Here is a 24,523-nt window from a genome sequence, read left to right as displayed (position 1 = left end):
AAGTCAAGGGTAAACACAAAGCGTGACGTTAAAATGATTAAATTTTAGCGATATTTTGGCAAAATCTATCCTGTTGGGTTGTTAGATAAGCAATTGCAGTTGGCGCTTACAATAAGTGCTTTTATCGACAACGAGTTCTATGGAATAAAACTTCGCGACATTGTCATGCGCATGTAACATCAATGGTTGATGCATAAAATAAGTAAAATTGTTGATAGAAATAATAATGATTTTTCAATTGTTTTATTTCCTAAAGCCACGTTATCAAGGGTTAGTCATGTTTTGTTTTCGTTTATCATTTACTGCCATTGCCTTGCTTTTGGCTACAAGCTATGCCCAAAGTGAAGAAGTGTTTAATCGGATTGCAAGTTTTCCGGTTCATCACAATCAGGCTGATAAAGCCACCAAGACTTCAGCTGAGATTATATCGGCAAGTGAAGACGGTAATGTATTGGTCTATTCGGATAGCCCATCAGGTGCGATTGGGTTTATCGATATAGCCGATCCCCACAAACCGCAGCCCTTAGGATTGGTTAAAACCGATGGTGAGCCGACATCTGTTGTTTTTGCCGGTAAAAATGTGCTTGCGGCAATCAATACTTCAAAATCTTTTAAAGATCCGTCAGGCGAATTATTGACAATTGATTTCGAAAAAAAGTCGATAGAGGCGAAATGTGATCTTGGTGGGCAACCAGATTCAATCGCGGTTAATCATGATAAAACTCTACTCGCTATTGCTATTGAAAATGAACGTGACGAAGATTTAAATGATGGAGCTTTGCCGCAGATGCCCGCGGGTTTTCTAATTCTTGGTAGCATTAAAAATGGCGTGGTTGATTGTTCTAGTTTAAAAAGAATTGACTTAACCGGCCTTGCCACCATTGCTCCAGAGGATCCGGAGCCCGAATTTGTTAGCTTTAATAGCAAAAATGAAGTGGCAGTAACCTTGCAGGAAAATAATCATATTGTGATTGTTGATGGCGTAAGTGGAAAAATTCTTTCGCATTTCTCGGCTGGTAATGCAGATCTTGAGAATATTGATATGAAAAAAGATAGTCGTCTTGATTATTCTCAAAATGCGACAGGAATTTTACGTGAACCAGATGCGGTAAAATGGCTGGACGATGATCGTATCATTATCGCCAATGAGGGCGACTATAAGGGCGGTTCACGCGGTTTTACTGTTTTTGATAAAAGTGGCAAGCTTTTGTTTGAAAGTGGTTCTTCCTATGAGCATATTTTAGCCCGTGCAGGGCATTTTCCAGAAAGTCGTGCTGATAAAAAAGGGGTAGAACCAGAAGGCCTTGAAGTTGCCCGCTTTGGCGATGTTAATTATATATTTGTTTTGGCAGAGCGTGGCAATGCAGTTGGTGTCTATAAAGATACAGGTGCCGAACCTGAGTTTGTACAAGTTTTGCCTTCGGGCATTGCACCTGAATCGGCAGTTGCAATACCGTCTCGTAAATTATTGGTAACTGCAAATGAGGCTGATCTTGGTGAAGATGGTGGGCCGCGCTCTCATGTGATGATTTATGAACTTCAACAAGCAAAAGCCAACTATCCAACGCTTGTTTCCAAAGACAAAGGTAAAGATATTATCGGTTGGGGTGCTTTGTCAGGGCTTGCGGCTTCAAGCGAAAAAAACGGCTTTTTATATGCGGTAAGTGACTCTTTTTATAATGCCGCTCCGACAATTTATACCATAGACGCAACCACTAAGCCTGCAACAATTATTGATGCGGTTATTGTTAATGAAAATGGCAAACCTGCTGCAAAACTTGATTTGGAAGCGATTGCGCTAGATGGTGAAGGGGGCTTTTATCTTGCCTCTGAAGGTAATCCTGAAAAAGAAATTGATAATGCGTTATTACATGTTAACGCAAAGGGTGAAATTTTAGAAAAAGTAACTCTACCAAAGGAATTAGTCGAGCATGCAACCCGTTATGGTTTTGAAGGTATCGCTGTAGAGGGCGAGGGGGAAAGGCGGAGGATTTGGCTTGCTATCCAGCGGCCATGGAAAGATGACCCCGAAAATATGAGTAAGATTTTAGCCTATTCGCCATCGCAAAAAACATGGCAGGTCGCTCATTATCCACTTGAAAAGGCGGAAAAAGGTTGGGTTGGAGTTTCAGAACTCGCCATTCAATCAAGGCAGCTTTATATATTGGAGCGTGATAATCAAATAGGTGAAAATGCTCTGATCAAAAGGCTTTATAAAACTGATATTGCATCACTAAAAACAGTGCCGCTTGGTGAAACGCCGCCAGTTTTAAGCAAAAAATTAAGCTATGATTTCTTAAATGACCTAGCCCAGTTAAATCACGGCTATATTCTTGATAAGATTGAGGGGGTCGCTTTTGATGTTGATGGTAATGCTTTTGCTGTAACGGATAATGATGGATTAAAAGACGCCTCAGGTGAAACACTGTTCTTTAGCTTTAAGCCAAATTAAAGAATATTAGGCATTGAAATATAGAGGCTGCCATGGAAATTTCTAACGGCAGCCCTATTATGAATAATTATTGTGCTATAATTTTGTATTAATTTCAAAACCTATAAAATTCATGAAAAAACATAGTCATTTTAAAAATGTTTTTTGATGAAATCAAACTAAACAAAATCAGTCATTGATTATCAAAATAAGTTCTTCTTAAAAATGTATATTTTTGAGATGATTTTTTATACAAACTAAGCATTTCATTGCAAATTACAGCTTACAATTTTATCAGTAAGGGCGTATCAAAAAAATCTTTAATCTTGTGAACAACTATGGCTCCTTAAAATAGGCAAGCATAGTCTTAAGCTTTCATATTTTTTACGTTAACACAGATTACGAATAACATTTGCGGCAAGGCCCATTGTTTTGGTTAATGTTATTCTTGAAGGTATTTTAAATGGATAAAAGATTGATAAATGTTGTCAACGCAACAGAAAACAACCTAAAAGGTGTATCGGTTACAATACCCAAAAATGTGATAACAGTGATAACTGGTGTGTCAGGGTCTGGTAAATCATCGCTTGTTTTTGATACTATTGGTGCTGAATCAAGGCGTGAATTAAATGAGACATTTCCAAGCTTTGTGCAACGGTATTTACCACGATATGAACGGCCTCATGTTGATATCATTGAAAATTTACCTGTAACTATTATTATTAACCAAAAAAGATTGGGTGATAATGCGCGTTCCACCTTAGGGACCTACACTGATATTTACACGTTTTTACGGTTGCTATTTTCTCGCATTGGGCAACCATTTGTAGGCTATTCTGATGTATTTTCTTTTAACCATCCAAAAGGTAAGTGCGTAAAATGTGATGGTTTGGGCGTCTATCGCAATATCATTCTTAATAAATTGGTAGATTTCGACAAATCTTTAAATGATGATGCAATAGACTTCCCAACCTTTCACCCTGGTGCATGGCGTTGGAAACGCTATGCCTATAGTGGTTTATTTGATCTAGATAAAAAGATCAGTGATTATTCACCCGAAGAGTTAAAGCTTTTTTTGTATTCACCACAAATTAAACTAAAAAATCCTCCTGAAATATGGCCGGTAACAGCTAAATTTGAGGGGATTGTACCGCGTATGGAGCGCAGTATTATTAATAGTGATGAAGGAAAAAGGCACGCTAAACGTGTTGATGAATTTGTCGTTGAAGAGACGTGCCCTGCATGTCACGGCACGCGGGTCAATGAAAAAATTCAAAGTTGTAAAATCAACGGCCTTAGTATTTCTGATATGTGCTTGCTACCTTTAACTGAATTATTGGATTTCATCGAAGAAATTAAACACCCACTTGCCGGTGATATTAAAATTGAAATTCGTAACCGTTTATCAGCATTGATCAACATTGGTTTGGGCTATTTAACGCTTAGCCGTGCGACGGGCACATTATCAGGTGGGGAAGGACAACGTGTTAAAATTGCGCGTCATATTAATAGCGCTTTATCAGATATTTTATATGTCCTTGATGAACCGAGCATTGGCTTACACCCAAAAGACATTGAAAATCTTACTAAATCGTTGTTTCATTTAAAATCACGTGGTAATTCGATTTTGATGGTCGAACATAATCCCGCATTAATTCGAATTGCTGAACATATTATTGATATGGGGCCAGGTGCTGGGGAAAATGGCGGACAAATTGTCTATCAAGGCTCAATTGATGGTTTAATGAAAGCTGATACCTATACGGGTAAAGAGCTGCGGCAAACCATGCCTATAAAAACCAATGCGCGTACACCAACAAAATGGATTGAGCTTAAAGACATTAATTTTCATAATATTCAAGGCCTATCTGTTGATATGCCTCTTGGTGTTTTGACAGTTATCTGCGGGGTAGCAGGTTCGGGAAAAAGTTCATTAATGGATGTTTTATTGCGCAATATTACACAGCCCGTTATTGCTATTTCGCAAAAACACATTGGTATTAGCATTCGCTCGACCTTATCTACATACATGGATATTAATGACCATATTCGAAAACTTTTTGCGCAGGCCAATGATGTTGACCTTGCCTATTTTAGTTACAATTCAAAAGGTGCTTGCCCGATCTGTAAGGGAAAGGGCGTGATTGTAACGGATATGTCTTTTATGGATGATATTAAAACCGTCTGTGAAAGTTGTCATGGAGCCCGTTACAATGATAAGGTCTTGAAATATCAATATAGAGGTAAAAATATTGCCGAAGTTATTGCCATGTCCGTGACTGAAAGCATCGCCTTTTTTAGTGATGAACCTTTTGTGGTTTTGTTACAAGCATTAGAAAAAGTTGGTTTGGATTATATACGTTTAAATCAAGCTTTATCAACCTTATCGGGTGGTGAGCTACAGCGTTTAAAATTGGCTTCCTATTTAAATAAAAAAGGCACATTATTTGTGCTTGACGAACCGACCGTAGGGCTGCATATGGAGGATGTCAAAAAGCTGATCAAGCTGTTTAATCAACTTGTCGAAGACGGTAACTCAGTGATTATTGCTGAGCACAATTTAAGTGTTATCAAGCAAGCGGACTGGCTTATTGAATTAGGCCCAGAGGCTGGCGCTAAAGGCGGCAAAATTATTTATAGCGGCGCCTTAAAAGATATCCATAATTCAACCTCTAGTATTACTAGGCAATTTTTACTTTAAAAGGCCTTGTCGCAAATATTATTTTTATTCTGGATTAACAAAAATAATATGTTAATTTGAGCTATTTTTGCTCTTTAGGATCTAACTATTTTATAAAGCCATAAATGCTAGCAAGATTAAAGAGCAAATTATTTCAGTATAGAAAAGGCGGTTGGGCAAAGAATAATTTTAAGGCCAATTGTATGAGTTGAATACATTACCGCTGTGACTATCTTGCCAGCTACAAACAAGGCTCTTAGCTATTGTTTAAGTTACCTAGATATTGAAGAACGTTTAATAAAGCCAGCATGATGGTCTATCAGTGCACGCACCAAAGATAATAAACGGCTATTGAAATATGTTGCAAAACTTGAAAAACGATTGCGAAATTTCAAAAAAATCCCATTGTGGTTCTACCCTAATTTTAGACTATATTGATGAGACAGATATTAAAATTCAAGAATTCCAGCCGAATAATTGGATAATCATCATTTCAGCAAGAACCGATGTGAGAAAATAAAGTAAAAACAAGCCAATGGTAAAGCCAAAGCTTTCTTGTAATACGGCATCGAAAACACGAAAGCTGATATAAATTAAAAAAATCAATAAGAAAAGGATAGGGAATAGCAGAATATCTGCCCCCTCAGGAATAAGTAAAAGCAGAATTGAGACAGGCAGTGAACAAAGATTAATAAATGCCTGTAACCAATTATACGCAATAGTGAATATAATAAGCTTGCTTTTAAAGTTTAACATGTTAGCTAAAGCAAAAATAACGAGCAGTGGCAAAAACCAAGACGTTAACAAAATCAGACTTTGACCAAAAATAAACTCAGCAAGACCATGCCCCTTTTTGTCAAAATGAGCGCTCATAGCTGCATCTATAATTAAAATAGGAATTGCAACTAGAATAGCTTTGAAGGATAACCAAAACCCGCCTGATGTCAGGTCAAGCTCGTCAAGTCTTTCATATTGGCCGATACCAATTTTAAAAATGCTGATTAAGCGCTTTTTAAGAGTTTCAATATCAAGCATTTTTATTGGCTATCCTTTGGTTTTAAGCAATGATGTATTTTTTAGGAATGCTAAAGCATGCCGTCGTTACTCATTACTATGCGAAAAATGCATCTAAAAATTTTTCATAAATTTGGGTTAGCTTTTCAAGGTCATGGATGCTTACACATTCATCAATTTTATGCATTGTTTGTCCAACCAAACCAAATTCAACGACTGGACAATAATTTTTAATGAAGCGGGCATCTGATGTGCCACCAGACGTGGAAAGTTTGGCTTCACTTCCAGTTACTTCCTTAATGGCCTTGTTTAAAGAATGGATTAGTGTTTCATCATGGGTTACAAAGACATCGGCGGGATTAGCAAGCCAGTTAACACTATAAGCTATAGTGTTTTGTTTTTCTTCTTTTTCAAATTGGCTTGCAGCTTTTTCTAGACGCTTAATTATTTCTGCCTGTAAGCTATCTACATTCCAACAATCATTATAACGTATATTAAAGCGGAAGCTTGCTTTACCGGGTATGATATTGGTTGCATTATTACCAGTATCAATAGTGGTTAGTTCTAAATTGCTTGGCTGAAATTGCGCAGTGCCTTGATCTAGTGGGGTTGCAATTAGGCTATGGGCAAGTTGTAACAGATAAGGTAGTGGATTATTAGCAAGGTGGGGATAGGCAACATGGCCTTGCTGACCATTAATGCTAACAACCCCAGACAGTGAACCGCGCCGGCCATTTTTAATCATTTCACCAAGAAAATTTGGGTTTGTTGGTTCACCAACAAGCGCGCTATCCCAAGTTTCTCCTTTTATTTTGGCCCATTCTAACAGTTTTACTGTGCCATTAATTGCAGGCCCTTCTTCATCACCGGTAATCACCAAGGAGACACTATTATTGAAAGGCTTGTCCACTGGTTGTTTGTTTGAAAACCGTGCGAAAGCCGCAAGAAAACAAGCAATGCCACCTTTCATATCTACCGCGCCACGGCCATAAAGAAGGTCATTAGCAATGTCGGCAGCAAAAGGTGGGTGGCTCCATGATTGTTCATCGCCCGTTGGCACAACATCGGTGTGTCCTGCAAACATTAAATGTCGTCCGCCTGTTCCAAAGCGGGCATAAAGATTTTCAATATCAGGTGTATTTTCTGCCTTAAAAATTGGTCGCTCTACTTTAAAACCAAGATCTTCACCGATATTTTGCAAAAGTGATAAAGCACCGCCCTCATTTGGGGTAATAGATGGGCATCGAATTAGCTTTTGCAAAATATCTACTGGGTTTTCAAGATTCATGACGTGCCTTCTGTAAAATAGTTAGCGTGTAAGTTTGGGGCTTATAAAACTTTAAATAGGGCTATATTATTTTTAGCCTTGCGGCTAGATAATTCTACTGGCGATATTCTTAACCTTTTTACAAAATTTAATTAACGGATTAAGCATTTTAGTAAGAAATGAAAAGCGCTATCATTACGCCGCACGCTGTGGCGCGGTAATTCAAAAGCATTATCTTGGCTTTTTGCGCGTCCGCGCCGTGTCGTAACGGCATTGCTATAGCCGGCTTGCTGCACAATGTGGCGAATCTCGTCATTTTCATCGCCATAAGGATAGGCGAAGCTTGATAGTTTAATATTCAAGGCTGTTTCCAGATTTTGTTTTGATTGATTAATTTCAGTAAAAGCCATGTCGCTTGATAATTGGCTCAAATGCGGATGGGTTAAGGTGTGGCTGCCAACTTCATGACCATGGCTTAACCATTGCTTTACCTGACCAATATCCATGCATGCTGCGCGTTTGGCTTTTGGATTATCCCAATTATTTTGGCCGGCTATCTCATCTGCAACAAAATAGTTGGTAGCAGTAAAGCCATGTTGATTAAGAATAGGCATAGCGTTTTCAAAAACTGAAAGAAAACCATCATCAAAAGTAATTACGGCGATGCGGCCTTTTTTCTGCTCAAGGATATAAGGCATTGCATCCTTAAGCGATAGCCCTTTGATGCCAAGACGATTAAGCCAAGCCATTTGTTTCGCAAAGTTTTTTGGGCTAACATAATTGCTGCGCGATGGTGTACCTGATGGTGGAGGCTCATCTATATGATGATATAATAAAATAGGAACGGCCATCTATAAACTCCTTTGCCGAGATAGGCGTGCTATGCGCTTGCGGTAAAGAGGGCGCAAGATTTCACGGCGTAATTTATCTAGAAACCGTGGTTTCTTTTGCACTGTTGACCCACCAAGCGAGGCAGAAATTTCGCTAACGCCTCCTGGCAAAATTGATAATGGCCTAACATTTGTTAGCCAAAACATTTGGATAGTTGTATCAACGGGGCGATCAAATTGCATTGTTGCGTCTAAAAGTTTTTGAGCGCAATTGCGGCCGATATATTGCGCAACCTGACCAAGCCCAACAGGGCAGGGTTCAATCAAACGGTGATTTTGATTTTGTGCAAGTATTTTGCCGGTTTCGCGTTCACGAAAGGGAAAGCGGATATAAGTATCGTCATTCATAAAAGGTAAAGCGGTTGCAAAGCTTAATTCAAAGTCCTTGGTTAAAGTGACGTCATCTTCAAAAATAAAAGCGCCGTTTATATCTTGGTCAACGATTTCTTGCCATGCTTTACGATGTGATAAAAAGCATGCAATTTCAGTGCGTGATAAAGTAAATGGATAAAAGGGTTGGTGGATCTTCGCCTTGTAATGACTATCAATCACGCTTTGATTAAGTGCATTGGCGTCAATTGCAGCAGTGGTTTCACCGGTAAAAGGCAAAGAAGCGATTAATGCTTCAACCTGGGCTTGACGATCTTTGGCGCGTTCTAAATGAATGATGAAAGCCTTTATTTTTGACATGATTTATTCACCATCATTGTTTTGCAATCCTATTTGACTCTATTCCCTTAAATATGGCGTTTATCATAATTGCTACAAGGATAAACTGTCAAACCGCTTTTAATTTAGTTATTGGCAATAAAATGTTGTTTTAAATCTTAGGTAAAAGAACAAAAGCAAAAAGCGAAAGGTGCATTGCAACCCTTCGCTTTCATTTAAATTATTTCTTTATGTTCTAAATTACTACGGTCTGACGCTATGCGCGAACGCGGCGGCGGTCCGAAATTGGTTGAAAAGCAATTTTAGAATGAAAGCTGCAATAAGGACTAGATTCACCAGAATCTGCACCACAAAAATGGAAGTCTTCATTAAGCGGATCGCCAATTGGCCATTTACATGTGCTTTCAGTCAATTGCAAAAGCGTTAAATTGCGCTTCATGGGCACAACTTTGCTGTCAGTTAATGACGCATCAAAATCGGCGGCAGCATTAGCAGCAAAATCAACCTTGACGCTACTTGTTGAGAACGTCGTTTGAGGACGTGGTTCGCGCTCAGCTTGTGGCGCCGCACGCATTGTTGATGCAGCTTCCATTTTGCGAGGGCGTGTATCGCTTGAGATTGGTTCAACACGCGGCGTTGACTTTTCAGCCACAGGGCGAGCAACGCGCGGTGCAGAATTTGCAGCTGTTTGCTTTACTGTTTCTTCAACGGCTGGTGCACTGGTTTGTGTTGTAGCCTTAGGTGCCCGTGGTTGCGCCTTGGTCGTTTTACCTCTGCCCGACAATTTCAGGCGGTGTACCTTACCAATAACAGCATTACGGCTTACGCCACCAAGTTGCGCAGCAATTTGGCTTGCGCTCAAACCTTCGGCCCAAAGCTTAGTTAAAAGCTCGACACGCTCATCTGTCCAGTTCATACCAGGACTCCATTATCTCTTTCGTGCATTTTCAATTAAACTTATCCGCATATTGAATGTTAAACAAAATAAAACCCCAAATTGGGCATTGCTCCAAGTTTGATTTATCGTGCTAACCATATGTTATGTAAGTAATCCAAATGCACCACTATATGTGGTTATATTAATCTTAAGCTACATATTGTAGGACTTCAAGGCAAGATGTCTTGTTTATATCTCACAGCTTTCATTTGGTTTTGGTCAAGTTTGATAAATTTTGCCACAAATTATTGTCATGTTGATACATATCAAATGCGCAAAACATAACAAATTGATTATACATTTGCATCTTTACCCAAAATTAGCTGTTTAAAAACATCTTAAAACAAATATTTGCTCCCTCACTATCAAAACTTTTTAGTTTTTGAAATTGAAAAAGTGCTTTTTGTTTACTAAGTGAACTTTAAATAGGGGTTCATCCCTTATTTTGCAATCGTCAATTTGCATTTACAGGATTTAAATTAGCGCTACAGCATAAAATCTCTGTAAAATTATGAAGTTGATTTATAAAAAATTAGGCGTATCGCATCAATAAAATCATCATATCTATATTGCGATATTAGATATTATTGCGGCTGTAGCCCTTTTTATAATTAACTGAGTTTTGATATGTTCCCAAAAATAAAACTGATTAGATGAAAATTTATCAATTATATTTTAGCACGCAACCTATGATGTTTACTAAAATTTGTGTTCTGTAAGGTGCATCTTGGTCATATTTTATGGAAAAATCAAAAAAGTTCTAACTTCTCTCCTCCTTTTTTTAATGCCTGATTGACATTTTATCTATCGGGCACAATAGTGATTTTAACGCTCGATTACATGGATATTGATTGCCCAATTTATCAATCTATTAACATGTGTCAGTTTTCTTCTAGGTCAAGATCAAGACCGCTATTATAATTAATTTTAAACAGTTGGAGACTAAAAAATATGAAAACGCCTGATGCCTCACCGCTCTATGATACATTTGCTCGTATCAATTTGCGCTTTGAGCGAGGAGAAGGGCCATGGCTCTATACGCAAGAAGGCGATCGATATTTAGACTTTACGTCTGGTGTGGCGGTTAACGCCCTTGGTCATAATCATCCCCACTTGGTTGAAACTATGAAACGGCAGATTGAAAAGGTTTGGCATCTTTCCAATTTGTTTGAAAATCCATTGCAGGAAAAATTAGCACAGCGTCTTTGCGATGCAAGCTTTGCTGAAAAGGTATTTTTTGCCAATTCTGGAGCTGAAGCGATTGAATGTGCGATTAAAACTGCACGGCGCTATCATTACGTTAACGGTAATCCAGAGCGTTATCGCATTATTACTTTTGAAGGGGCTTTTCATGGCCGCACCCTAGCAACCCTAGCTGCTGGCGGGCAAGAAAAATATCTTGAAGGTTTTGGGCCAAAGGCGCAGGGTTTTGATCAAGTGCCATTTGGTGATAATGACGCACTTAAAGCTGCTATCAATCATGAAACCGCCGCTATTTTAATTGAGCCGGTGCAGGGTGAGGGCGGTGTGCGTCCTGTGCCCAATGAAACAATGCAGATGTTGCGGGCATTATGTGATGAACACGGTTTAATGCTTATCTTTGATGAAGTGCAATGTGGCATTGGTCGAACGGGCAAATTATTTGCTTATGAGTGGACAGGTGTTACACCTGATATTATGGCAATTGCCAAAGGTATTGGTGGTGGTTTTCCGGTTGGGGCTTGTCTTGCAACTAGCGAAGCGGCAAAGGGAATGACAGCAGGTAGTCACGGCTCGACCTTTGGTGGTAATCCACTCGCTATGGCGGCCGGCAATGCAGTGCTTGATATTATATTGAGTCCGGGCTTTCTTGATCATGTTAATCTTATGGCTAATGAATTGAAGCAAGGTCTAGTTGCCATAATTGATACCTATCCTCATATTGTTGATGATGTGCGTGGTAAAGGTCTATTGACTGGTTTACATTGCGTGATCCCTAATACGGATCTTATTGCTGCATTACGCCAAGAAAAATTATTAACCGTTGGTGCTGGTGGTAATATTGTACGTTTCTTGCCACCACTAAATGTTACGGCTGAAGAAATACGCGATGCGTTACAACGGGTTGAAGCAGCCCTTAATCATCTAAAATAATCAAAAATTCAGGGAAATTAATAAAAAATGGTTGATAATACTCGTAGCTTTACCGATCTTTCCGCTTTTTCCGGGGAGGGTTTACGCGCTATTTTAGATGATGCCAAATTTATGAAGGCTGAATTAAAGGCAGGCCGCCGTACAAAACCTTTAGCAGAAAAAGTTTTGGCAATGATTTTTGAAAAGCCGTCAACGCGTACCCGAATTTCTTTTGATGTTGGCATGCGGCAATTGGGCGGTGAGACTTTGATGTTAACCGGTTCTGAAATGCAGTTAGGCCATAGTGAAACCATTGCAGATACAGCGCAAGTTATTTCACGTTTTGTTGATATCATCATGATCCGCACAACGACACATGATCGTATGCTGGAAATGGCTCAATATGCAGGCGTTCCGGTTATTAATGGCTTGACTGATGATACCCATCCTTGCCAGATTCTGGCTGATATCATGACCTTTGAAGAACATCGTGGCCCAGTAGAAGGGAAGACCTTTGCTTGGATGGGCGATGGTAATAATGTTCTTCACTCCTTGATTGAAGCGGCAACACTTCTTAAATTCAAGCTGCGCATAGCAACGCCAGAGGGAAGCGAACCACAGCAAAAATTTGTGGATTGGGCCTTGGAGCGCGGCTGCGATATTGAGTTGACAAGAGATGCACAAAAAGCGGCAACAGATGCAGATTGCATCGTAACCGATACTTGGGTTTCCATGGGGCAAGAATTTCGTGCTCGTGAAAATGAAATCTTCATGCCTTATCAAGTCAATGAAGCTTTGATGGCGCTTGCCAAACCTGATGCATTATTTATGCATTGTTTGCCAGCCCATCGTGGTGAAGAAGTCGTTGATGGTGTGATTGACGGTCCTCATTCTGTTGTTTTTGACGAAGCAGAAAACCGTTTGCACGCACAAAAAGCCATTATAAAATGGTGTATGGAGTCATAAGTTGACACAAAAGTCAGAATTTAGAGATGAAGAAGTAAGAATAGGCGATTATGTTTTTGCCGGCGATGATGCAGTCGTGCCTTTTGAGGTTGAACGCCTTGATGCACGCGGTCGGGCTGTGCAACTGGGCGCCTCGCTTAATTCCATTCTTGATCGTCATAACTACCCTTCAGTAGTTTCAAAACTATTGGCCGAAGTTATGGTGCTTACTATTTTACTTGGTAGCTCACTAAAATTTCAAGGTAAGTTAATTGTGCAGACAAGCTCTAACGGGCCTGTTAACCTTTTGGTCTGCGATTATACAACGCCAGCTAATTTGCGAGCCTATGCCCGCTTTGATGAAGATGCGCTAAATGATGCAATTGCCGCAAATAAAACCTCGCCTGAAGAGCTGTTGGGGCAGGGCACCATGGCTCTAACTGTTGATCAAGGTGCAAATATGCAGCTTTATCAAGGTATTGTTGCGCTTGATGGTTCTAATTTGCAAGAAATTGCAGTGAATTATTTTAGGCAATCAGAGCAAATTCCAACGCAAGTGCGCCTTGCCGTTGCCGAGTTGCACGACCGTGACAGCAATGGTAAAGCACGTGTGTCATTGCGCGCTGGTGGTTTGTTGGTGCAGTTCTTGCCGCAATCTACTTTGCAGATGGGGGAAGATGCAGGAGAACAAAAGAAGCATCAAGAAGCCCATTGGGAAGAAGTGGAAGCTTTGGTCAATACGGTTGAAAGTGATGAATTGACCGATCCTGATGTTCCTTCAGAGCGTTTGCTGTATCGCTTGTTCCATGAACAAGGAGTGCGCGTATTTGAGGCAACAACTATTATTGATGATTGCTCATGCTCACGCGAGAAGATTTATGATGTATTAAGTACTTTGAGTGCGGAAGAAATTGCCGATAGCACCGAAGATGGTAAAATATCCGTCACCTGCGAGTTTTGCTCTACCCATTATGATTTTGATCCTGCAGATTTTTTGAAGAGTTAATTTTTTCGCTAATCTTCAAATCTATTTCATTTATGGGTTTGAAAAACTACTTTGTTGAGAATTTTAAAATGGGCGTTACCTGTAGGCAGCGCCCATTTTAGTTTCTATGCTGCTTATTCATATTTTACGAAAAGGTACAGGGTAAATCGCGGCATCGAATTTTTATTTTTTAATACAAATATAATAAATAAAATAATTTTTTTATGGAACTCAAATCGGTGTCGATCGTTCTAATTTAGCATTTTGCAAATTATTTATTGCTGTTTAGCTAATAGGGTGGATACAGATCATGGGTATATCGATTTTCAAAAATATAACTTCGCAGCAAAGCAAGGATTTTTGGGAGCAACATATTGCTTCGTCAGATGGTGTTAGCGTGAATGAGACAAATAATGGTCTTATAGATTACGCGAAAGATATAGACACTTATAACTTCGACTCCGCCTTTTTTATAATTCCTTTGTTGCGTTCAAAAATTCATGAAGCTAAAAGCTCTCATCACATAAGCAGTGAACAAAAAGAAGAAATTGTAGATTTGATCTATAATTCGGATCTTGGTGATTATTACAAAAAATCGCTGATAGATCATTTAGAAAGCCCTATCAATCTTGATGCGGTAATTGATGAAGCAAAAGCTAACTCCTATTACACAAAAGCTTATTTTTCTAGTTTGCTAACATCGTCATCAGACGAAAAAGACCATCTATTGGAGCTTCGGTCGCAAATTTCCTTGTCTGACACCGAATTACAGAAAATTGCGTTTGATATGATTACCTTGATGCATAATAATCACGGCGGACAACTAACCAACGAAGATTAATTTGCATGCCCCAAGTAAAACACAAAAGTAAGTGGAATTTTTCATTACTTTTGTGTTTTTTCACAATTATTAAATAGGAATTGGGTTGGTGCTTTTATGCTTAGTTTTGAAGCATTAATAGTCACAAAGTTTGCTAGAATTTATATCAAAGGCACGCGCGAATATATAAATGTATTTATATCCGTTATTAAAAATCTATTTAATGGTAAAGTTGCTAAGACTTAAAATTAACTTTCTCATTGAGATATTAAAATAAGCACGCATTATTGAAGTTAAAGTAAATATAAATAAGTTTAGTATTATATTAAAATAAGTAAATATTGTGATTTATTATTGCAACGCTTTGATATTTATCAAATATGTTATTCTGACATTATTATTGGATTTATTTGCAGTGTCCCTAGACTTTTGCATTTTTCACACTAATTGAAGATATCAAACGAATTGAAAATATTAAACTAATCGAAAATAAATATCTTTGAAAATGCAATATATGGCGTTTTATTTTTTATAACGGCATAAATATATGGCGGATTAAAAATTTGCTAGAGTTTTAATAATTATATTAAAATTAATATTGGAAACTGACTTGTAGCCCTGTTTTCGTATAATTTTATAAAAAAATTAAAAAACTTGAAATTTTGAAATTAATGTGTTATAAAGATGGCTTATTTGTGAAACTTAGGGAATTTGTCTATTTGACAATACTTGTCATTTTGTAGGCATTTTTAAGAATTTATATTCTTATACTTTGCATTTTTGCGTCTCCCTTTAACTCCACTTTAATGTAATTAAAAATAGAGAGTAAGATATGTCTCAAGCAGAGCAACAACCGTTAAAGGTTGATGATATTCCTATTGTTAGTAATAGTGAATTGAAAAAGGTTATTTCGGCGACAGGACTTGGCAATGCAGTTGAGTGGTTTGATTTTAGTGTTTATGGGTTTTTAACCGTTATTATTGGTAAGGTGTTCTTTGCCGACGCATCGCCCACCATGCAGCTAATTTTTACTTTAATGCTCTTTTCTGTGCCTTTCTTGTTTCGACCATTAGGTGGCGCAATTTTCGGTATTTTGGGCGATAAGATTGGCCGCAAATCTATTCTTTCTTTTACTATTATCATGATGTCGGCTAGTACTTTTTGTATTGGCATCATACCATCTTATGAAAAAATTGGCCTATTTGCGCCGTTTTTTTTACTACTTGCAAAGATTATTCAAGGGCTTTCAGTTGGCGGTGAATATTCAGGTGCGGTTGTGTTCGTTTCTGAATATTCTCCCGATAAAAAGCGCGGTTTTTTAGCAAGTTGGTTGGATTTTGGTTCAATTGTTGGCTTTTTGGCTGGGGCTGGTACCGTTTCACTCTTGTCGGCAGTGCTAGGCACTGAAAACTTGGAAAGCTGGGGTTGGCGCATTCCATTTCTATTGTCTTTACCTTTGGGTTTTATCGGTCTTTATTTACGTAAATCTCTTGATGAAAGCCCAACTTTCCAAAATTTGGAAGAATCTGACCGCGATAATTCAACATCAGTCAAAAAGATTTTTATGGATAATTGGCTCAACATCGTTTTGAGCTGTGGCATTGTGATTGTTACCAATACTACTTATTATATGTTGCTTACCTATATGCCCAATTATCTTGAGGTAAGTTTGCATTATAATTACGATCATAGCATGTTGATTATTATAATTGTAATGGCTTTTATGTTGTTTATTCAGCCATTGGTAGGGTTCTTAAGCGATAAAATTGGACGTAAGCCTTTTCTCGTTGGTGGTGCTTTAGCATTGCTTATGCTAGCTGTGCCAAGTTTTTGGCTAATCCAACATCATAATGTATTATTTATCGCATTGGGCTTTACTATTCTCGCGCTTATTCTTTGTTGTTTTATTGGTGTCATGGCATCTGTTTTGCCCGCATTATTTCCAACCGAAGTACGGTTTAGGACGCTAGCTATATCGTTTAATATTTCCGTTATGGTTGCTGGTATTACACCGCCTTTAGCAGCTTATCTTGTTGCTCAAACAGGCAATCTTTATATGCCCGCATTCTATCTAATGGTTGTTGCCGTAATCGGCTTGGTGGTTGGCATGAAAGTGCATGAAACAGCTAATCAACCATTGATGGATGCGATACCAGTCGCCTCGTCCCGTTCTGAAGCTAAACAAGTTTTGGCCGAGCATTTTGATCGCATTGAAGAAAATGTGAATGCGATTGAGAATAAGATTTCTGGTCTTGAAGATAAAAAGCAAGAACATTTTGAAAAGGCCGAGGAAAATATCAATGCTATTGATGACAAAATATCTGGTCTTGAGGATAAAAAACAAGAGCACTTTGACAAAGTTGAAGAGAGCATCAGTGCAATTGATGATAAAATCGCAGAATTGGAAGAAAAGCGTCAGGAATTGATCGATCAACATCCAAAACTAAGCTGATAATTCTTACTTGAAATTAGGGGCAGGACCCGTTAATTTAAATGAAATAGTATAAGGAAATTTTTGAGAGAACAAGAGAAGAGCTGCTGAGAAATATAAGTATTTTCCAGGCTCTTTGATAAAGTTATCGCGAAAATTTTCTTGTATCTTAAAAGGCTACAAAAACTGCTGCACTCTACTGTGTCGTAAAGCTCAAATGGGTATACCACTCATTTTTCGCTTATCTCCTCTTTACATTAAAAATTGTATATTTTGATGTTTATTGGGCTTGTTTCTTTAAATTAATAGGTCTTGCCCCTAAACCCATATGATTAAAATAGAGCCATATACCTTAAAGATATGTTTCTTAGTGGTATATGGCTTTTATTTTGAGTGAACATTGCAAAAGACTAGTTGGTTATTTAAGTTTCGTTTACGAATTTATGGTTACTTTCGAGCAAATTTTGATGGATTGATTATTTTTGAGTGCTGCACGAAAAAGCTATTGGCTAGTCAATTTTGAAACAAAAAAGACCTATCTGATCGATCATGAAATCAGATAGGCCAATTGGTTAGCTTGATTTTAGCTAACGGGGATTTTTGAAATTTTTAACGCAAATGCTGTGGTGCAATTTTAGCAACATTAATGCGGCTTTGGTTTGCGGCCTTTGCTTCTGACTTTTCAGGAACAATAGTAATTGAAATATTTAAGCCAGCAGATGCGGTACGGCCACCTGTTGCGCCAGCACTACCACCTACACCACCGCTAACTGCCATTGAGCGAGCACGGCTATTTGCAGCAGCCAATTGTGTTGAAAGCTTATTGGTTTCAACCCAACCTTTTTGGTTTCCTGCAGTCACATAGCACCAAGCTGAATTACAAACACCAACATTAACTTCAGTCCCCTTAGCAATTGTGCTTGTTATTGCGGCACCATTTGCAGGTGCATTATGCAATGATAAGGCAGGGGCTGAAATTGTGGTTGCTTGTGCTGTAAAAGTGCTACCGATTGCAGCAATTGCTAGAGTTGAAGCAACGATAATTGATTTTACAAAACGGTTCATGATCTTAATCCTTTAATTTTTATGGAAGAACCGCACAAACCCATAATTTTAAGCAAAGCTTCTCCATTGGCGAAAACTCGTTTCGCGCTTATTTGCTTCAAATTTTGACAAGGTTAGACTGTTAACGGGAAGCGTTATTGGCTTCCTGTTGTTAAATTCTTCCGGTTTATTCGATTAATTGTTGAAGCTGCCTTTTAGTAAAGATTGGCTTATTTGCCATTTGTCAGCCTTTGTACCTACATAACGGCGCAGCTTAAAAAAGGTTTCAAGATTTTTTATAAATATAGAAATATTTATTGACTGAATATATTAGATTTTATGAAAATAAGCTTCTGGACGAAAATAGCGCCATTATAGATTATTGATGACGCGCTTTATAATTGTAACAATGAGTAGTGCGATTATTAGCCAAGCAATAAATATGCTCCAACTCGGCAGGTTGACAGCTAAGCCAACCCACAGCCCTAATGCACCAAAAACAAAAGCGCGGTCACTTTTGCCCATCGGCCCATCATAGCGGCGAGTACCACCAATAAGTGGACCCATAACACCAGCATATTCCGATAGAATGGCTAAAAAGATAATAAGTGGCATTACAATTTGTCCAAAGGCGCCAACAAAACAAAAGGGCAAATAGAGTGCGCTATCGGCAATAACATCGCATAATTCATTTAAAAAGCCACCAAGTTTGCTTTGTTGATTATGCTCGCGTGCCAGCATACCATCAATGGCATTTAACGCCATACGAATGAACAACCAGAGCGGTAAAAGGCAAAACCAAAGTGAGGGGCCGCGCCAGCTTAAAAAAAGTCCAAGTATAACTGAAAGCGCGCATGCGGCTATGGTCACTTGATTTGCGGTTATACCCTTTTTTGCCAAAAAAATGACGCTCGGGCGCAATAAATTTTGAAAACGAGACTTTAAAGCATAAATTGACACAAAAACTGCCCTATTTGTTTATAAAGGTTTGACAATAGTTTAGATATTTAGTTCATGATGCAATTCACAATAAAAAGCAAGGTAACAAGCATGGCTCTAGATGATATGTTAAAAAGAACGGTAGAAAAATGCGAATTTACAACTTTTGATGGCGAAACAATACATTACCTTGCTTGGCCAGTAAAAGATAAAAAACCAAAAGGTGCAATTTTTCTTTTTCATCGTGGTCATGAGCATAGCGGACGTATGGCCCATTTGGTTGATGAGTTAGAGCTTCCTGATTATAATTTTTATGCTTGGGATGCGCGTGGGCATGGAAATTCTACAGGTAAGCGAGGCTTTGCTCCTGATTTTGCAACTATGATCCGTGATATGGATGATTTTATTCGCTTTACTATAAAGAAGGAAAACATTGCAATTGAGGATGTTGCAATTATTGCACAAAGCGTAGGCGCTGTTACTGCATCGGCTTGGGTTCATGATTATGCACCCAATATTCGCGCCATGATTTTGGCGTCTCCAGCTTTTAAGGTAAAGCTTTATGTGCCTTTTGCTCGCACTGGTATTAAGGTGTGGCAAAAAATAAAGGGACAGTTTTTTGTTAATTCCTATGTTAAAGCTAAATTTCTTTCTCATGATCCAACTCGTATCAAATCATTTGATGAAGATCCGCTCATTTCACGGGTTATTGCTTCCAATATTTTGTTAGAGCTTTATGAAGTTGCAGATCGCGTGGTTAGTGATGCTGGCGCTATACACGTACCAACGCAATTATTTATATCGGGTGCTGATTGGGTGGTGCATCATAAGCCGCAACATATTTTTTATGAAAATTTGGGCAGTTCGATAAAAGAGCGCCATGTTCTTGATGGTTTTTATCATGATACATTAGGTGAAAAAAATAGGGATATGGCCTTAATTGACATGCGGCGCTTTATTGAAGAGCGGTTTAGTGCGCCCTATCAAAAAGCAGATTTAACCAAAAGTCATTTAACAGGTCACACCCGCTGCGAAGCCGATCAATTAGCGCGGCCACTTGGCTCATTTGAGCCAAAGGGGCTTTATTATGCTGCCTATCGCGCTAATCTTGTTCTTGGTGGTGTATTGTCAAAAGGCATTGGTATTGGTCAAAAAACCGGTTTTGACTCCGGATCGACCCTTGATTATGTTTATGAAGATTTGCCACGCGGCAAAGGTATTTTAGGTCGCATGGTTGATAAAACCTTTTTAAATGCTATTGGTTGGCGCGGTATCCGCCAACGCAAAATCCATATTGAGCAGTTTATAAAGCAAGCAATGGGTGATTTGAGCAAGGAAGATAAGCCGATCCATATGGTTGATATTGCTGCGGGGCATGGACGTTATGTGTTGGATAGCCTTAAAACTTTGGCGATTAAGCCGACGTCCCTTTTATTGCGCGATTATTCCGACATTAACATTGAAGCAGGGCGTAAAGCCATCAAAGACCGCAATTTTGAAAGCTTTGCCCGTTTTGAAAAAGGTGATGCTTTTGACGAGGCAAGTTTAAGCTCGATAGAACCACGCCCCAATATTGCGGTGGTATCAGGTCTTTATGAATTATTTGCAGATAATGATCTTATTACAAAATCTTTGCATGGGCTTGCAAAGGCAATGGATAAGGATGGTTATCTTATCTATACCAATCAACCTTATCATCCGCAGCTTGAAATGATTGCACGCGCATTAACCTCGCACCGCCAAAAAAATGGGGAGGGACAAGCTTGGGTCATGCGCCGGCGCAGCCAAGCGGAAATGGATCAATTGGTTGCAAATGCTGGATTTGACAAACAAGCGCAACTTATCGATAAGTGGGGAATCTTTACCGTTTCAATTGCAAAGCGGCGGTAAAACATTGATGGGGAAAGCTATATGATTCATTTTAAAAAACGGGTTTTTAAATATGCCTTTTGGTGGTTGTTATTTTTAGCACCGTTTTTTTATATTTCTTATGGCTTTGCCAATTTAATCGCAGATAATTATTTGGGCATCGGTGAAATTTATTATCAGTGGGAAAAAGCTATTCCCTTTTTAGCTTGGACGATTATTCCTTATTGGTGTCTTAATATTTTTTATGGTCTATCGCTGTTTATTCAAAAAAATAAAGGTGGTGTAAGCCGACTTGCCGAGCGTTATTTAACCGCGCAGCTTATCGCTGTTGCTTGCTTCATTCTCTTTCCGCTAAAAATAAGTCTCATAAAGCCTGAAACGGTTGGCCTATTTGGTCAGCTTTTTGATCATCTCGCGGCCTTTGATAAGCCTTATAACCAAGCGCCCTCATTGCATATTGCACTGTTAACCATTGTTTGGGATTTGTGGCGTAAGCGCTTAACCGGCATCTGGCTTGTTTTATTGCATATTTTTTGCGCCCTTATCGCAATTTCCGTGCTTACAACCTATCAACATCATTTTATTGATATACCAACGGGGTTTTTATTGGGTGTTTTTTGCCTTTGGCTTTTCCCTGAAAAGGGCGCATTGCCATTTAGCAATTTTAAGCGGATTGATAATCTTCGCCAAAAAAATATTGCGTTGGTTTATTTTGGTCTTTCTCTCGTCTGTGGTAATATTGCTTATTGGTTGTTTGCCGATGGTTGGGGCTTGTTGGCACTTTGGCCAATGGTTTGTTTTGCGCTTTTAGGTTTTGGCTATATTGGGGCCGGCGTAAAAGTCTTTCAAAAGAGCCAAGACGGCAATGTTAGTTTTGCATCCTTAGTGATCTTTGCACCTTATCGACTCTGCGCTTTGATAAATAGTAGGTTATGGACACGCAATATTGCTCCATATAATGAAATTGCGGGCAATATTTATTTAGGGCGCTTTCCTAGTTTCAAGCAAGTGAAACGATTTTCGAAAATTATTGATCTAACAGGCGAGTTTCAAAAACCAATGGGGGCAAAACATTGGTATAGTTTTCCGATGCTAGACCTTGTTGAGCCAGATATTAAAATAGCGAGTAAAGCCGTTGCCGCCATTGGCGACAATCTGCAAGAACCTGTTCTTGTTTGTTGTGCTTTGGGTATGCAGCGCAGTGCCGTTGTACTTGGCAAATATTTATGTGCAAAAAAATACACCGATGACATGGCAAGCGCAAAAATATTATTGCAAAAACATCGCCCGGTTGTTTTTGAAACAAATGAACGGCGTGATAGCGGGTTTTCTTTTGCTGCAGCTGCTTTTTATTGCTTTTTTAATATTATTTTGGTCGCTTTATTTATCTGGCCTCTCTATGATTATATGGTTAATTATACTTATGTTTTTGACCAGCTTTATGGCATGGAATTTTTTCTCTTACTGATGATTTATGGCTATGCTTTTTTTCTAATTATGCGTCTTGTGTTTGATGCTTGGTTGTTTTTTAAACAACGACATGCTGCAACAATTGCTAAAGGTCTCCAAAATATAGATCGCTTTTTATTGCGTACAGCATTGCGCGCTGCACCGCCATCAAATGATGTATTACAGCGAATGAACAATATTTATCTCATGACAAAAAGCCTTTGGGTTAGTGTTTCTATTGGCTTTATTGGCATTGCTGGTTTGATGTTTTATCGCAGTTTAATAAAGGCTTTCCTATGGCTTATGTGAAGCATAGCTTTGATCTTATGGTAGCGGTCGTTTTTGTTGGGCTTGCGAAAGTGATTACTGGTGTAAAGGGCTTTTTTGTAACTGAACCTGATGGCGATCAAACCATTTATTATGCCAACCATGCAAGCCATGGTGATCTTATTGTTGTTATGGCGGCATTACCACGCCATTTGCGTCCTAATTTGCGGGCGGTAGCCGCCGCAGATTATTGGAATAGCGGATTTTTTAAGCGTTATATTGCGCAATATGTTTTAAATGTCGTGACGATAGAACGGCAAAAAATTAACCGCCATAATAATCCTTTGCATGCCTTGGATGGTGCGCTTGATAAGGGGTGTTCCTTATTAATATTCCCCGAAGGTACCCGCAATATGTCGGGCAATAGCCTATTGCCCTTCCGCTCCGGTCTTTATCAATTAGCAAAAGCGCATCCCACTATTCGATTAGTGCCGTGCTGGATTGACAATATGACCCGCATTTTGCCAAAAGGTGCGCTGATACCAGTTCCACTCTTATGTCGTGTACAATTTGGCGCGCCTATTTATATCAAGGACGGTGAAATGAAGCTTGATTTTTTAAATCGCGCGCAAAATGAGTTATTGGCTTTGGCAAACGTAAATAATGTCGATGTGCTGCAAGAGGTAAAAATTAATGACTGAAATGACATGGTTGTTTGTCTTGCTATTCATCGTTTTGGCAATTGCTAGTACGATCTCACTTATTTTAATGGCGCTTTATAAACAGCACCATGAGGGTATGCTTTCTTCTGGTCTTATCAATCTTAATGCTCGGATCAATGCTTGGTGGGTTATGGTGCTGGTTATTGGTATCGCCTTTGCATTTGGTAAAAAAGGTGTCATTATTTTGTTTTTATTGGCATCGCTTGCTGCATTTCGCGAGTTTTTGACCATTGTCTATACTGCGCGTAGCGATCATCGTTTATTGGTTGGCGTATTTTTGATTGTTATACCACTGCAATATTTTCTACTTTGGTATGAGTGGTATGGTGTTTTTACTATTTTTATTCCCGTTTATTGCTTTTTGGCCGCTGCTGCTTGGATGGCGATAAAAGGCGATACTAAACGATATTTGGAACGGGTTTCTGAACTGCAATGGGGTTTGATGCTTTCAACCTATTGTCTTAGTTACGTACCGGCATTAGCGACGCTATTGATTATAGATTACGATAAAAATCCACTATTATTAATTGCGTTTTTGCTAATCACTGTGCAAGGCAGTGATGTGTTACAATATGTTTTTGGTAAATTATTTGGCAATAAAGCCATCGCACCTCATGTTTCGCCATCCAAGACATGGGCGGGTTTTATTGGCGGTGTTGCCACAACCTCAATTCTTGGTGCAGCATTATTCTGGTTAACGCCTTTTTCACCGCTTATTGCAGCACTTATGGCGTGCTTATGTGCACTTATGGGCTTTTTAGGTGGGCTTGTTGCTTCTGCTATAAAGCGTGATAAGGGCGTTAAGGATTGGGGCAATATCATTCATGGTCATGGTGGTATGATGGATCGTGCCGATAGTCTTGTTTTTGCCGCACCGATATTTTTTCATTTAACGCGATATTTTTATGCTTAAAATAAAAGCAGCCTATTTTGTAGGCTGCTTTTAAAGCGTTTTCCGAAAAGTGTGAAGCGGTTTTCGGACAAAAACGTGCTATAAGCAATGGATTAGAGCGCCGATCTGATCCAATCAGATCGGCGCTCTAAGAATTATT

18 protein-coding genes are annotated in these 24,523 nt (G+C 38.9%); 11 read left to right on the top strand and 7 right to left on the bottom strand.

The genetic code is table 11. From position 1 onward, the window contains the following. Window positions 1–277 precede the first annotated feature (277 nt). Both N6B01_RS10160 and N6B01_RS10155 read left to right on the top strand, forming a co-directional pair. Window positions 278–2,452, top strand: a complete 2,175-nt coding sequence (locus tag N6B01_RS10160; protein WP_262078604.1) for an esterase-like activity of phytase family protein — start codon at window positions 278–280, stop codon at window positions 2,450–2,452. 442 nt (window positions 2,453–2,894) lie between these two features. Then, window positions 2,895–5,132, top strand: a complete 2,238-nt coding sequence (locus N6B01_RS10155; RefSeq protein ID WP_262078602.1) for an ATP-binding cassette domain-containing protein — start codon at window positions 2,895–2,897, stop codon at window positions 5,130–5,132. Window positions 5,133–5,567: 435 nt separating this feature from the next. On the opposite strand, the gene N6B01_RS10150 is transcribed toward N6B01_RS10155, so the two are convergent. The 5 genes from N6B01_RS10150 to N6B01_RS10130 form a co-directional block, all read right to left on the bottom strand. Then, entirely contained in the window at window positions 5,568–6,146 is a 579-nt protein-coding gene (locus tag N6B01_RS10150; protein ID WP_182417651.1) for a hypothetical protein, read from the bottom strand. 76 nt (window positions 6,147–6,222) lie between these two features. Continuing rightward, the gene (gene dapE / locus N6B01_RS10145; RefSeq protein WP_262078600.1) at window positions 6,223–7,413 is read right to left on the bottom strand and encodes a succinyl-diaminopimelate desuccinylase; all 1,191 of its coding nucleotides are present in this window, start codon (window positions 7,411–7,413) and stop codon (window positions 6,223–6,225) included. 131 nt (window positions 7,414–7,544) lie between these two features. Then, window positions 7,545–8,243: a polysaccharide deacetylase family protein gene (locus tag N6B01_RS10140; protein ID WP_262078598.1), complete on the bottom strand. Its 699-nt coding sequence runs from the start codon at window positions 8,241–8,243 to the stop codon at window positions 7,545–7,547. Next, window positions 8,244–8,972, bottom strand: coding sequence for a glycosyltransferase family 25 protein (locus N6B01_RS10135; RefSeq protein ID WP_262078596.1), 729 nt, complete (start codon window positions 8,970–8,972; stop codon window positions 8,244–8,246). It lies immediately after the preceding gene. Window positions 8,973–9,207: 235 nt separating this feature from the next. After that, on the bottom strand, window positions 9,208–9,867 hold the full coding sequence (locus tag N6B01_RS10130) for a GcrA family cell cycle regulator (protein ID WP_262078594.1): 660 nt from the start codon (window positions 9,865–9,867) through the stop codon (window positions 9,208–9,210). 972 nt (window positions 9,868–10,839) lie between these two features. On the opposite strand from N6B01_RS10130, the gene N6B01_RS10125 reads away from it, so the two are divergent. The 5 genes from N6B01_RS10125 to proP all read left to right on the top strand — a co-directional run bounded on the left by N6B01_RS10125 (window position 10,840) and on the right by proP (window position 17,202). Next, window positions 10,840–12,021 carry an aspartate aminotransferase family protein gene (locus N6B01_RS10125; RefSeq protein ID WP_262078592.1) on the top strand — a complete coding sequence of 394 codons (1,182 nt, stop codon included), beginning with the start codon at window positions 10,840–10,842 and terminating at the stop codon, window positions 12,019–12,021. 27 nt (window positions 12,022–12,048) lie between these two features. Then, window positions 12,049–12,966 (top strand): ornithine carbamoyltransferase, encoded by a 918-nt coding sequence (gene argF, locus N6B01_RS10120; protein ID WP_262078590.1) that lies wholly within the window; start codon window positions 12,049–12,051, stop codon window positions 12,964–12,966. 1 nt (window position 12,967) lies between these two features. Continuing rightward, window positions 12,968–13,951 carry an Hsp33 family molecular chaperone gene (locus N6B01_RS10115; protein ID WP_182417644.1) on the top strand — a complete coding sequence of 328 codons (984 nt, stop codon included), beginning with the start codon at window positions 12,968–12,970 and terminating at the stop codon, window positions 13,949–13,951. Window positions 13,952–14,240: 289 nt separating this feature from the next. Next, the gene (locus N6B01_RS10110) at window positions 14,241–14,771 is read left to right on the top strand and encodes a DUF533 domain-containing protein (protein WP_182417643.1); all 531 of its coding nucleotides are present in this window, start codon (window positions 14,241–14,243) and stop codon (window positions 14,769–14,771) included. Window positions 14,772–15,582: 811 nt separating this feature from the next. Further along, the gene (proP, locus tag N6B01_RS10105) at window positions 15,583–17,202 is read left to right on the top strand and encodes a glycine betaine/L-proline transporter ProP (RefSeq protein ID WP_262078589.1); all 1,620 of its coding nucleotides are present in this window, start codon (window positions 15,583–15,585) and stop codon (window positions 17,200–17,202) included. A gap of 588 nt (window positions 17,203–17,790) precedes the next feature. Here the strand turns inward: proP and N6B01_RS10100 are convergent. Together N6B01_RS10100 and N6B01_RS10095 are read right to left on the bottom strand one after the other, a co-directional pair. After that, window positions 17,791–18,246, bottom strand: coding sequence for an SH3 domain-containing protein (locus N6B01_RS10100; protein WP_262078588.1), 456 nt, complete (start codon window positions 18,244–18,246; stop codon window positions 17,791–17,793). Between the two features lie 351 nt (window positions 18,247–18,597). After that, window positions 18,598–19,185, bottom strand: a complete 588-nt coding sequence (locus N6B01_RS10095; protein WP_262078586.1) for a CDP-alcohol phosphatidyltransferase family protein — start codon at window positions 19,183–19,185, stop codon at window positions 18,598–18,600. A 90-nt stretch (window positions 19,186–19,275) separates the two neighbouring features. On the opposite strand from N6B01_RS10095, the gene N6B01_RS10090 reads away from it, so the two are divergent. The 4 genes from N6B01_RS10090 to N6B01_RS10075 are packed head-to-tail and all read left to right on the top strand — an operon-like array spanning window position 19,276 to window position 24,384. Then, window positions 19,276–21,054 carry a bifunctional alpha/beta hydrolase/class I SAM-dependent methyltransferase gene (locus tag N6B01_RS10090; RefSeq protein ID WP_262078585.1) on the top strand — a complete coding sequence of 593 codons (1,779 nt, stop codon included), beginning with the start codon at window positions 19,276–19,278 and terminating at the stop codon, window positions 21,052–21,054. 21 nt (window positions 21,055–21,075) lie between these two features. Beyond that, window positions 21,076–22,791: a phosphatase PAP2/dual specificity phosphatase family protein gene (locus tag N6B01_RS10085; RefSeq protein ID WP_262078583.1), complete on the top strand. Its 1,716-nt coding sequence runs from the start codon at window positions 21,076–21,078 to the stop codon at window positions 22,789–22,791. Beyond that, a complete protein-coding gene (locus tag N6B01_RS10080; protein WP_182417637.1) occupies window positions 22,779–23,450 on the top strand; it encodes a lysophospholipid acyltransferase family protein in 672 nt (223 codons plus the stop codon). The genes N6B01_RS10085 and N6B01_RS10080 overlap by 13 nt, the downstream gene beginning before the upstream one ends. Further along, the gene (locus N6B01_RS10075; RefSeq protein WP_262078582.1) at window positions 23,443–24,384 is read left to right on the top strand and encodes a phosphatidate cytidylyltransferase; all 942 of its coding nucleotides are present in this window, start codon (window positions 23,443–23,445) and stop codon (window positions 24,382–24,384) included. The genes N6B01_RS10080 and N6B01_RS10075 overlap by 8 nt, the downstream gene beginning before the upstream one ends. Window positions 24,385–24,523 lie beyond the last annotated feature (139 nt).

The organism is Bartonella sp. HY406 (assembly GCF_025449315.1).
In the GTDB taxonomy this organism is placed as follows: Bacteria; Pseudomonadota; Alphaproteobacteria; order Rhizobiales; family Rhizobiaceae; genus HY038.
Note: the sequence above shows the minus strand (reverse complement) of the source record. Positions and strands in the feature narration are given on the sequence as shown.